The organism is Streptomyces sp. AC558_RSS880, assembly GCF_019049255.1.
GTDB lineage: Bacteria > Actinomycetota > Actinomycetes > Streptomycetales > Streptomycetaceae > Streptomyces.
The window spans coordinates 19327-29629 of the sequence record NZ_JAGMUJ010000024.1; the positions used below are offsets into that span (position 1 = coordinate 19327).

Here is a 10303-nt window from a genome sequence, read left to right on the forward strand (position 1 = left end):
GTGGCCGGCATCACGGCGGGACGGACAGGGGCCGCCCCGCCGTGAACCCCCGGCCTCCCCGGAGGAAACGGGCGGTGACCTCCCCGGCCACCGGCCCGTACCCGCACCCCCGGGCCACCGGCGCTGTCGGTGCCCGCGGGTAGATTCAAGTGCGGACCGGTGTGCCGCCCGCACAGGCACCGACCGGCCGGACCGACGACTGCAGGAGTGATTCGCGTGGATCGTGTCGCGCTGCGCGGCCTGAAGGCCCGCGGGCACCACGGTGTGTTCCCCAAGGAACGCGAGGAGGGCCAGACCTTCATCGTGGACCTCGTCCTCGGCCTGGACACCCGGCCGGCCGCGGCCGACGACGACCTGACGAAGACCGTGCACTACGGCATCGTGGCGGAAGAGGTCGTGGCGGTCGTCCAGGGCGAGCCCGTCAACCTCATCGAGACGCTCGCCGAGCACATCGCCCAGGTCTGTCTGAAGCACGACGTGGTGCAGGAGGTCGAGGTGTGCGTCCACAAGCCGGACGCGCCGATCACCGTGCCCTTCGACGACGTGACCGTCACCATCATCCGGAGCCGCGTATGACCAGGCCGTCCGCCCAGGGCCAGACCGACCCGACCGTCCAGCCCGTCCCCACCTCCGTGGTCGAGCAGGTCGACGCCGCCGACACCACCCTGCAGAACCCGAAGCGTGCCGTGGTCTCCCTCGGCGCCAACCTCGGCAACCGCCTGGAGACCCTCCAGGGGGCCGTCGACGCCCTGGAGGACACCCCGGGCATCCGGGTGAAGGCCGTCTCCCCCGTCTACGAGACGGAGCCGTGGGGCGTCGAGCCCGGCAGCCAGCCCTCGTACTTCAACGCGGTCGCGGTCCTGAAGACCACCCTGCCCCCGTCCTCCCTGCTGGAGCGGGCGCACGCGGTCGAGGAGGCCTTCCACCGGGTCCGGGACGAGCGCTGGGGCCCGCGCACCCTGGACGTGGACATCGTCTCCTACGCGGATCTCCACTCCGACGACCCGCACCTCACGCTCCCGCACCCCCGCGCCCACGAGCGCGCCTTCGTGCTCGCCCCCTGGCACGACGTCGACCCCGAGGCGGAGCTCCCCGGCCGCGGCCCGGTCGCCGATCTCCTCGGCGCGGTCACCCGTGAGGGCGTCACACCCCGCGAGGACCTGGAACTCCGGCTGCCCGAGTAGCCGTTAAGGTCGACACGACCACATTCCGGGGCACCGTCCGGGGGAACGCGAAGGGACACCGTGAAAGAGCTGCGCATCAGGGTGCTGGCAGGCGTCTTCGTCGTGGCCGGAATCCTGTCCTGGGCCGGCGCCCGCCTCTGGAACTCCCTGGGCACGCTGCCGAGCGTGCCCGTGGCCGCGCCCATCGTCCTCGCCCTGATCGCGGTGGTCCTCGCGGCCACCGCGCTCTCCCTGCGCGCCCGCCTCAAGGCCCAGCGCGAGCGGCAGCAGGACGCCAAGGGCGTCGACCCCCTGATGGCGGCCCGCGCGGTCGTCTTCGGGCAGGCCAGCGCCCTGGTGGCCGCGCTCGTCGCCGGCATGTACGGCGGCACGGGCGTCTTCCTGCTGGAGTCCCTGGACATCCCCGCCCGCCGTGACCAGGCCGTCTACGCCGGCCTCTCGGTCCTGGCGGGCATCGGCGTCATAGCGGCGGCCATCTTCCTGGAGCGCGTCTGCAAGCTCCCGGAGGACGACGACACGGGTGGCCCGGGCACGGCTCCGGCGGCGTGAGGCCTGCTCACGTCGGCCCGGGGCGTCAGACGCGACCGCACCGGCCCGGGGCGTGAGGCGCGACCCCGTCGGTGCGTGACGTGCGTCGTGTCAGCGCGCCATGATCAGGCTCATCGCCTCGTTGCGCGTCGCCGCGTCCCGCAGCTGACCGCGCACGGCCGAGGTGAGGGTCTTCGCACCGGGCTTGCGGATCCCGCGCATCGACATGCACATGTGCTCGCACTCCACGACCACGATCACCCCGCGCGGCTCCAGGATGTCCATCAGGGAGTCCGCGATCTGCGTGGTGAGTCGTTCCTGCACCTGCGGGCGGCGGGCGTAGACGTCCACCAGCCGGGCCAGCTTGGACAGTCCTGTGATCTTGCCGCTGGTGGCCGGGATGTACCCGACGTGCGCCACGCCCCGGAACGGCACCAGATGGTGCTCACAGGTCGAATACACCTCGATGTCCTTGACCAGCACCATCTCGTCGTGACCGAGGTCGAACGTCGTCGTCAGCACGTCCTCGGGCTTCTGCCACAGCCCCGCGAATATCTCCCGGTACGCCCGCGCCACCCGCGCCGGAGTCTCCAGCAGGCCCTCCCGGTCCGGGTCCTCGCCGACCGCGATCAGGAGTTCGCGTACGGCGTTCTCGGCCCGCTTCTCGTCGAACTCTCCGATGGGGGCTATGCCGTCCAGCGTCACGGGGTCGGTCATGTGGGTGCCTCGTTCCTGTGTCCTCACGCGTGAGGGGCACGCGTCTCAACTGCGGGTACGCAAAATGCCGCGCCCCCCAGGCTAGAACCAGGGGGGCGCGGCCTCCATTCCGGGCCCGATGGGGCCACCGGGAGCCTCGGGATCAGCTCTCGGGGCGTTCCTCCGGGGTCCGCTCCGGCGCCGGGGCGGGGTCCGCCACGGTGCTCTTGGCGGTGGTGATGGCCGGCGTCGCGCCGTTCGCCCCGTTCGTCAGGGCCAGCTCCTTGGGGGAGAGGACCGGCGGGCGGGTGGACGGCGTACGGCGGGAGGAGCCGGTCCAGGCGGGCCTGGGCGGGCGCTTGACGATCGGCGCGAAGATCTCGGCGATCTCCTCCTTGCCCAGCGTCTCCCGCTCCAGGAGGGCCAGGACCAGGTTGTCGAGGACGTCACGGTTCTCGACGAGGATCTCCCACGCCTCGTTGTGCGCGGTCTCGATGAGCTTCTTGACCTCTTCGTCGACCAGCGCGGCGACCTCTTCCGAGTAGTCGCGCTGGTGGGCCATCTCACGCCCGAGGAACGGCTCGGTGTTGTCGCCGCCGAACTTGATCGCACCGAGGCGCTCGGTCATGCCGTACTGCGTGACCATCGCGCGGGCCACACCGGTGGCCTTCTCGATGTCGTTGGCGGCACCGGTGGTCGGGTCGTGGAAGACGAGTTCCTCGGCCGCGCGGCCACCCAGCATGTAGGCGAGCTGGTCCAGCATCTCGTTGCGCGTGGTCGAGTACTTGTCCTCGTCCGGGAGCACCATCGTGTAGCCGAGGGCACGGCCTCTGGAGAGGATCGTGATCTTGTGGACGGGGTCGGAGTTCGGGGAGGCCGCCGCGACCAGGGCGTGTCCGCCCTCGTGGTACGCGGTGATCTTCTTCTCCTTGTCCGACATGATCCGGGTCCGCTTCTGCGGGCCCGCGACCACACGGTCGATCGCCTCGTCCAGCATCTTGTTGTCGATCAGCTTCTGATCGCTGCGCGCGGTCAGCAGCGCGGCCTCGTTGAGCACGTTGGCCAGGTCGGCACCGGTCATGCCGGGGGTGCGGCGGGCGACGGCCGAGAGGTCGACGTCCGGGGCGACCGGCTTGCCCTTCTGGTGCACCTTGAGGATCTCGAGACGGCCCTGCATGTCGGGGCGGTCGACCGCGATCTGGCGGTCGAAGCGGCCGGGACGCAGCAGCGCCGGGTCGAGGATGTCGGGCCGGTTCGTCGCGGCGATGAGGATCACGCCGCCCTTGACGTCGAAGCCGTCCATCTCGACGAGGAGCTGGTTCAGGGTCTGCTCGCGCTCGTCGTGACCACCGCCGAGGCCGGCGCCGCGGTGGCGGCCGACCGCGTCGATCTCGTCGACGAAGACGATCGCGGGAGCGTTGGCCTTGGCCTGCTCGAACAGGTCGCGGACCCGGGAGGCACCGACACCGACGAACATCTCGACGAAGTCGGAACCGGAGATCGAGTAGAACGGCACACCGGCCTCGCCCGCGACGGCACGCGCGAGCAGGGTCTTGCCCGTGCCGGGCGGGCCGTAGAGCAGGACGCCCTTGGGGATCTTCGCCCCGACGGCCTGGAACTTCGCCGGCTCCTGCAGGAACTCCTTGATCTCGTGGAGCTCCTCCACCGCCTCGTCCGATCCCGCGACGTCGGCGAACGTCGTCTTCGGGGTGTCCTTGGTGATGAGCTTCGCCTTGGACTTGCCGAAGTTCATGACGCGGGAGCCGCCGCCCTGCATCTGGTTCATCAGGAACAGGAAGACGACCACGATGAGGACGAAGGGCAGCAGGGACAGCAGAATGCTCACGAACGGGTTCTGCTTGGACGGCGAGACCGTGTAGCCGTCCGGGATCTGCTTGTTCTGGAACTTGTCCTGCAGGGTGCTGGCGATGGTGACGCCCTGGTCGCCGATGTAGCTCGCCTGGATCTTCGAGCTGTCCTTGACCTCGACGCCGTCCTTGAGCTGGACCTTGATGGTCTGCTCGTCACCGGTGGTCAGCTTGGCCGACTCGACCTTGTTCTCGTTGATCGCCTGGACGACCTCGCCGGTGTCCACCGTCTTGTAGCCGCCGGACGAGCCGACGACCTGCATCAACACGACCACGGCGAGGACGGCCAGCACGATCCACATGACCGGCCCACGGAAGTATCGCTTCACGTCCATCCATACGGAGCGGTGCCGCCCCGTCCCTCCTGCCATAGTGAGTTTGATAAAGACTGTTCTTCGGACGGTACCCCAGCATTGTCCCCCGAAGCTTCGGGGGACAGCCGGCAATCGCGTCCACGCATGCTCCAACGCCGCGGAGCCCCCCGGGGTTCCCGATCACCGTACGGCGGACCGGGTCCCCGGGTTCAGCCGCCGTAGACGTGGGGCGCGAGCGTACCGACGAACGGGAGGTTGCGGTACTTCTCGGCGTAGTCGAGGCCGTAGCCGACGACGAACTCGTTGGGGATGTCGAAGCCGGCCCATTCCACGTCGATGGCGACCTTGGCGGCATCGGGCTTGCGCAGCAGCGTGCACACCTTGAGGGAGGCGGGCTCGCGCGAGCCGAGGTTGGAGATCAGCCAGGACAGGGTCAGCCCGGAGTCGATGATGTCCTCGACGATCAGGACGTGCCGGCCCTTGATGTCGGTGTCGAGGTCCTTGAGGATCCGCACCACACCGGAGGACTGGGTGCCCGCCCCGTACGAGGACACGGCCATCCAGTCCATCGTGACGGGGGTGGACAGCGCCCGCGCGAGGTCCGCCATCACCATCACCGCGCCCTTGAGCACGCCGACGATCAGCAGGTCCTTGCCCGCGTACTCCGCGTCGATCTTCGCGGCCAGCTCCACCAGCTTGGCGTCGATCTCTTCCTTGGTGATGAGCACCTTCTCGAGGTCGGCACCCATGTCTTTCGCGTCCACCCGCATCACTTTCGGTCGTCCCACCGGCCGGTCCGGTCCGTCCCGCGGCTCGTACGGGTCGGTGGGGTCCGGATTCAGCCCTGCCGAATCACCAGTCTGCCACCCTGCCGGCGGGCGACGACCCGGCCGGGGAGATTGATGGCCCCCTGGCCGCGCCAGCCGGTGATCAGCCGGTCGACCTCCTCGATGTGGCGGGCGAACAGCGAACCGGCCGGCGCGCCGGCCTCGATGGCGGCGCGCCGCAGCACACGGCGGCGTACGGCGGGCGGCAGGTCGTGCAGCGCGGCGCACTCCAGTCGGCCGTCGGCGTCGCGGACGCCCGCCTCGGCCCGGCCGGCCCAGGCGTCGAGGGCGTCGGCGTCGTCGCGGGAGAGCTGGGCCGTACGGGCGAGGGCCTCGACGACGCCCTTGCCGAGGGCCTTCTCCAGGGCGGGCAGGCCCTCGTGGCGGAGCCGGGAGCGGGTGTAGGCGGGGTCGGCGTTGTGCGGGTCGTCCCAGACGGGCAGGGACTGGACCATGCAGGCCTTGCGGGCGGTCTGCCGGTCGAGCTGGAGGAAGGGGCGCCGGTAACGGCCGCCGGCCCCCGAGACCGCGGCCATTCCGGACAGGGAGCGGATGCCGGAGCCGCGGGCGAGGCCGAGCAGGACGGTCTCGGCCTGGTCGTCGCGGGTGTGGCCGAGCAGGACGGCGGCGGCGCCGTGCCGTTCGGCGGCGGCGTCCAGGGCGGCGTAGCGGGCGTCCCGGGCGGCGGCCTCGGGTCCGCCGTCGCGGCCGACGGTGACCGCGACGGACTCGACGGGGTCGAGGCCGAGTTCGCGCAGGCGCGAGGCGACTTCGGCGGCGCGCAGGTCGGAACCCGTCTGGAGGCCGTGGTCGACGGTGACGCCGCCGGCGCGGACGCCGAGGCGGGGAGCTTCGAAAGCGAGGGCGGAGGCGAGCGCCATGGAGTCCGCGCCGCCGGAGCAGGCCACGAGCACGAGCGGTGAGGGGGGCAGCTCGTGCGGTGTGCGGCCGGGGGCTCGGCCGTGGTCGTCGAGGATGTCGTTCAGGACGCGGCGGACCGCCAGGCGTATCGCCGCGACCGCAGGATGGGGACCCATGTCCGGTTCCCTTCATGAAATTGTCGGGGGGTTGAGCCCGAGGTTCGGTCACGCAGAGTGTGTAGATGGTGACAGAACCGGGCCGTTCCCCGAGCATTGCACGCCTACTCAGGGCTCACGGTCCCTCGGACGGGTGATTGGAGGGGCGTTTGTCTGCCGTCGGCCGTGTGCGGCGCATGACGGTGCGCGGGGCTCAGGCTTCCGGTTTGCGGTGCACCCGTGTGATCCAGTCCGCCGGTTTGGCGATCTCCGCCTTGGTGGGGAGCGTGTTGGGCGAGGTCCACACCCGGTTGAAGCCGTCCATGCCGACCTCCTCGACGACGGCCCGCACGAAGCGTTCGCCGTCGCGGTACTGACGGAGTTTGGCGTCCAGGCCGAGCAGCTTGCGCAGGGCCATGTCCAGGCGGGAGGCGCCCTTGGCGCGGCGCTGCTGGAACTTCTCCCGGATCTCGGCGACGCTCGGCACGACCTCGGGGCCGACGCCGTCCATCACGAAGTCGGCGTGGCCCTCCAGGAGGGACATCACGGCCGTGAGGCGACCGAGGATCTCGCGCTGGGCGGGGGTCTGCACGAGTTCGACGAGGGAGCGTCCGTCGTCGCCCTCCTCGCCCTCGGGGCGGCCGCCGACAAGGGACTGGGCGGCCTCGCGGACGCGTTCCAGGAGGGTCATGGGATCGACGTCGGTCTCCCCCAGGAACGACTGGATCTCCCCCTCCAGATGGTCCCGCAGCCAGGGCACGGCGGTGAACTGGGTGCGGTGGGTCTCCTCGTGGAGGGTCACCCACAGGCGGAAGTCGTGCGGTTCGACGTCGAGTTCGCGTTCGACGTGGACGATGTTGGGGGCGACGAGCAGCAACCGGCCGGCGCCGTTCGCACCGGCCGGGAGGTCGCGGGTGGCGGGGGCGAAGGTCTCGTACTGGCCGAGGACGCGGGAGGCGAGGAAGGACAGCAGCATGCCCAGCTCCACGCCGGTGACCTTGCCGCCGACGGCGCCGAGGACCACGTTGCCGGGGCCGGTGCCGCGCCGTTCCTGCATCTTGTCGAGGAGCGGTTTGAGCAGTTCGCGGAAGCCGGCGACGTTGGCCCGGACCCAGCCGGGGCGGTCGACGACGAGGACGGGGGTGTCGTGGGTCTCCTCGGTGCCCAGACGAGTGAAGCCCCGGACGTGTTCCTCCGAGGCCTTCGCGTGCCGGCGCAGTTCCGCGACGACGGCCCGGGCCTCGTCGCGGCTCACGTCGGGGCCCGGCCGCATGAGCCGGGTCGCGGTCGCGACCGCGAGATTCCAGTCGACCATCCCGGAAGAGGCAGCACCACCGATGCTCGTCATGCGTCAACGGTACGTGAGTGGCCCGGCTCGGGGCAGGGTGGCGAGGTGACGCCCCCCGGGGGGCGGCCGGGGGACGCCTTGGGCTTTCGCCCCCGCCGCCCCTTCCCGTCCCGTCCCTGGGGGCCTTGCCCCCAGCCCCCCGTTGCGCCCACGCGGCGGAGCCGCATGTCGACACAGCCCCGCGCCCCTTGGGGTGGTTAACGGCAGCCGCACGCCGCCAGGGCCGTGGCCGCCTTGTCGAGGGCCGACTGGGCTGCCGTGGGGGCGGTGGTGCCGTTCGCCAGGAAGGCGAAGGCCAGCAGGCGGCCGTCCTTGTCGACGACCGTGCCCGCCAGTGTGTTCACGCCGGTGAGCGTGCCGGTCTTGGCGCGTACGACGCCGGCCGCGCCGTCGGTGTAGCGGCCGGCGAGGGTGCCGGTGAAGCCGGCGACGGGCAGGCCGGTGAGGGCGGGGCGCAGCTCGGGGTGGGCCGGGTCGCCGGCCTTGACGAGCAGGGCGGTGAGGAGGTCGGCGGTGAGTTTGTCGCGCCGGTCGAGGCCGCTGCCGTCCTTGATGTCGATGCCGGCGCCCTTGAGGGGGAGGCCGAGCTGCTTCAGGCGGGCGGTGATCGCCGCGCCGGCGCCGGCGAAGTCGGCGCTCTCGCCGGTGGCCAGGGCGGTGTGGCGGGCGAGGGCCTCGGCGAGGTCGTTGTCGCTGTTGGTCAGCATCCGCTCGACGAGGGCGGCCAGCGGGGGCGAGGAGACCGTGGCGAGGGTGGAGGCGCGGGTGGTGGCCTTCGACGGGCCGGGCGGCGTGGCCTTGACCCCGTGTTCCTTCAGCAGGTCGCCGAACGTCCGCGCGGCGTCGGCCGCCGGATCCGCGACCCGCGGCGCCGGGCCGCTGGTGGAGCCGTCGGTGCGGGCCTCGTCGACCATGAGGGGGGTGACGGCGGCGATGTTCGGGTTGACCCCGATCGGGTGGATCGTGGTGCCCTTGTAGAGGGTCGTGTCGTACGACAGCGTCACCTCGCGCACCCCGCGCTTGGCCAGGGCGGCGGCGGTGCGTTCGGCGAGGTCGCGCAGGCTCGCGAGTTCCCCGGCGTCCTTCCGCGCGGTGAGCGTGGGGTCGCCGCCGCCGACCAGGACGACCTCCTCGGTGTCGGGTTCGTACACCGCGCGGGTGGTGAGGCGGTGGTCGGCGCCCATCGCGGAGAGCGCGGCGACGGCGGTGGCGATCTTGGTGGTCGAGGCGGGTGTGAGCGCCTCCCCGGAGCCGGTGCCGTAGAGCCGTTCGCCGGTGGCCACGTCGACCACGGCGACGGAACGGCTGCCGAGCGCGGGATTCCTCAGCAGCGGGTCGAGGACGGCGCCGAGGGCCTCGCCGCCGGGCGCCGACTTCACGGTGGTGGCGGTGCCACCGAGGCCGGTGAGCACGGAGGCGGCCGGCGGGACGGCCTGGGATCCGCGGGGCGGCGTACCGGCGTGGGCGCGGGTGCCGCCGTGATCTGCGCCACGCGCGGCTTCCACGGCCACGGCCCGGTCCCGCTCGGCCGTACGCTGACCCGAGGAGTCCCAGGGACCGGCGGCGGTCACCACACCCGCGGCCAGCGCCAGACCGGCGGTGGCGGCGGTCGCGGTGAACTGCCAGGTCTTCGGCCGCGCGACCCGCGGGACCTGCGGTGATCCCGGCCGGTCCGGCCGCGCGAACCGTGGCCCGACGGCCGCGGTGACGCGCGCCAGACGCGGCCGTACGGTCTCCGCGGCCCGGGCGAGACGCGGCCGTACGGCGTCCGCGATCCGCGCGACATGCGGTCCCGCGGCCCGCCAAGGCCTCAGCTCTGGCACGACCACCAGCCCCTTTCGCGATCACACACCTGCGTGAGGGACACTTAATCACCAGAACTATGTGCTGATCATGGAGGAGCGTCCGGTGGAGTTCGACGTCACGATCGAGATCCCGAAGGGTTCGCGGAACAAGTACGAGGTGGACCACGAGACGGGTCGGATCCGCCTGGACCGTCGGCTCTTCACCTCGACCGCCTACCCGACCGACTACGGCTTCGTCGAGAACACCCTCGGCGAGGACGGCGACCCGCTGGACGCGCTGGTCATCCTGGACGAGCCGACGTTCCCGGGCTGCCTGATCCGCTGCCGCGCGATCGGCATGTTCCGGATGACGGACGAGGCCGGCGGCGACGACAAGCTGCTGTGCGTCCCGTCGACGGACCCGCGCGTGGAGCACCTGCGGGACATCCACCACGTGTCCGAGTTCGACCGCCTGGAGATCCAGCACTTCTTCGAGGTCTACAAGGACCTGGAGCCGGGCAAGTCGGTCGAGGGCGCCAACTGGGTCGGCCGGGTGGACGCCGAGGCGGAGATCGAGCGGTCCTACAAGCGTTTCAAGGAGACGGGCGGCCACTGAGCCCTCCCGCTGCCGGACGCAGAGACGGGCCGCACGCGCGCGTGCGGCCCGTTTTGCCGTGCGTGCGCATACTGAGGCTGTACGGGGCAGGTTTACGGACGGTCTCACGGACGGTGTCGTAA

At 71.5% G+C, this 10303-nt stretch carries 10 protein-coding genes; 4 read left to right on the forward strand and 6 right to left on the reverse strand.

Annotated elements, in window-relative coordinates; all coding sequences use genetic code 11:
• Nucleotides 1-216: 216 nt before the first annotated feature.
• The 3 genes from folB to KUM38_RS09450 are packed head-to-tail and all read left to right on the forward strand — an operon-like array spanning nt 217 to nt 1733.
• Nucleotides 217-576: a dihydroneopterin aldolase gene (gene folB / locus KUM38_RS09440; protein WP_217128849.1), complete on the forward strand. Its 360-nt coding sequence runs from the start codon at nt 217-219 to the stop codon at nt 574-576.
• A complete protein-coding gene (gene folK, locus KUM38_RS09445) occupies nt 573-1184 on the forward strand; it encodes a 2-amino-4-hydroxy-6-hydroxymethyldihydropteridine diphosphokinase (RefSeq protein WP_217128850.1) in 612 nt (203 codons plus the stop codon). The genes folB and folK overlap by 4 nt, the downstream gene beginning before the upstream one ends.
• A 60-nt stretch (nt 1185-1244) precedes the next feature.
• Nucleotides 1245-1733 carry a DUF3180 domain-containing protein gene (locus KUM38_RS09450; RefSeq protein WP_217128851.1) on the forward strand — a complete coding sequence of 163 codons (489 nt, stop codon included), beginning with the start codon at nt 1245-1247 and terminating at the stop codon, nt 1731-1733.
• A gap of 90 nt (nt 1734-1823) precedes the next feature.
• Here the strand turns inward: KUM38_RS09450 and folE are convergent, their stop codons facing one another.
• The 6 genes from folE to dacB form a co-directional block, all read right to left on the reverse strand.
• On the reverse strand, nt 1824-2429 hold the full coding sequence (gene folE / locus KUM38_RS09455) for a GTP cyclohydrolase I FolE (protein ID WP_217128852.1): 606 nt from the start codon (nt 2427-2429) through the stop codon (nt 1824-1826).
• A gap of 142 nt (nt 2430-2571) precedes the next feature.
• Entirely contained in the window at nt 2572-4611 is a 2040-nt protein-coding gene (ftsH, locus tag KUM38_RS09460) for an ATP-dependent zinc metalloprotease FtsH (protein ID WP_217128853.1), read from the reverse strand.
• A gap of 188 nt (nt 4612-4799) precedes the next feature.
• Nucleotides 4800-5360, reverse strand: coding sequence for a hypoxanthine phosphoribosyltransferase (gene hpt / locus KUM38_RS09465; RefSeq protein ID WP_030224979.1), 561 nt, complete (start codon nt 5358-5360; stop codon nt 4800-4802).
• Nucleotides 5361-5428: 68 nt separating this feature from the next.
• Nucleotides 5429-6454, reverse strand: a complete 1026-nt coding sequence (gene tilS, locus KUM38_RS09470; protein WP_217128854.1) for a tRNA lysidine(34) synthetase TilS — start codon at nt 6452-6454, stop codon at nt 5429-5431.
• Nucleotides 6455-6647: 193 nt separating this feature from the next.
• A complete protein-coding gene (locus KUM38_RS09475) occupies nt 6648-7781 on the reverse strand; it encodes a zinc-dependent metalloprotease (RefSeq protein WP_217128855.1) in 1134 nt (377 codons plus the stop codon).
• 197 nt (nt 7782-7978) lie between these two features.
• Nucleotides 7979-9610 (reverse strand): D-alanyl-D-alanine carboxypeptidase/D-alanyl-D-alanine-endopeptidase, encoded by a 1632-nt coding sequence (gene dacB / locus KUM38_RS09480; RefSeq protein ID WP_217128856.1) that lies wholly within the window; start codon nt 9608-9610, stop codon nt 7979-7981.
• 79 nt (nt 9611-9689) lie between these two features.
• On the opposite strand from dacB, the gene KUM38_RS09485 reads away from it, so the two are divergent.
• Nucleotides 9690-10181, forward strand: a complete 492-nt coding sequence (locus KUM38_RS09485) for an inorganic diphosphatase (RefSeq protein WP_030828087.1) — start codon at nt 9690-9692, stop codon at nt 10179-10181.
• Nucleotides 10182-10303: the final 122 nt, after the last annotated feature.

What these genes read in the sequence shown, in the direction of transcription:
- folK (WP_217128850.1), top strand. Translation starts at nt 573, where the DNA reads ATGACCAGGCCGTCCGCCCAGGGCCAGACCGACCCGACCGTCCAGCCC.
- ftsH (WP_217128853.1), bottom strand. Translation starts at nt 4,611, where the DNA reads ATGGACGTGAAGCGATACTTCCGTGGGCCGGTCATGTGGATCGTGCTG.
- KUM38_RS09475 (WP_217128855.1), bottom strand. Translation starts at nt 7,781, where the DNA reads ATGACGAGCATCGGTGGTGCTGCCTCTTCCGGGATGGTCGACTGGAAT.
- hpt (WP_030224979.1), bottom strand. Translation starts at nt 5,360, where the DNA reads ATGCGGGTGGACGCGAAAGACATGGGTGCCGACCTCGAGAAGGTGCTC.
- tilS (WP_217128854.1), bottom strand. Translation starts at nt 6,454, where the DNA reads ATGGGTCCCCATCCTGCGGTCGCGGCGATACGCCTGGCGGTCCGCCGC.
- folE (WP_217128852.1), bottom strand. Translation starts at nt 2,429, where the DNA reads ATGACCGACCCCGTGACGCTGGACGGCATAGCCCCCATCGGAGAGTTC.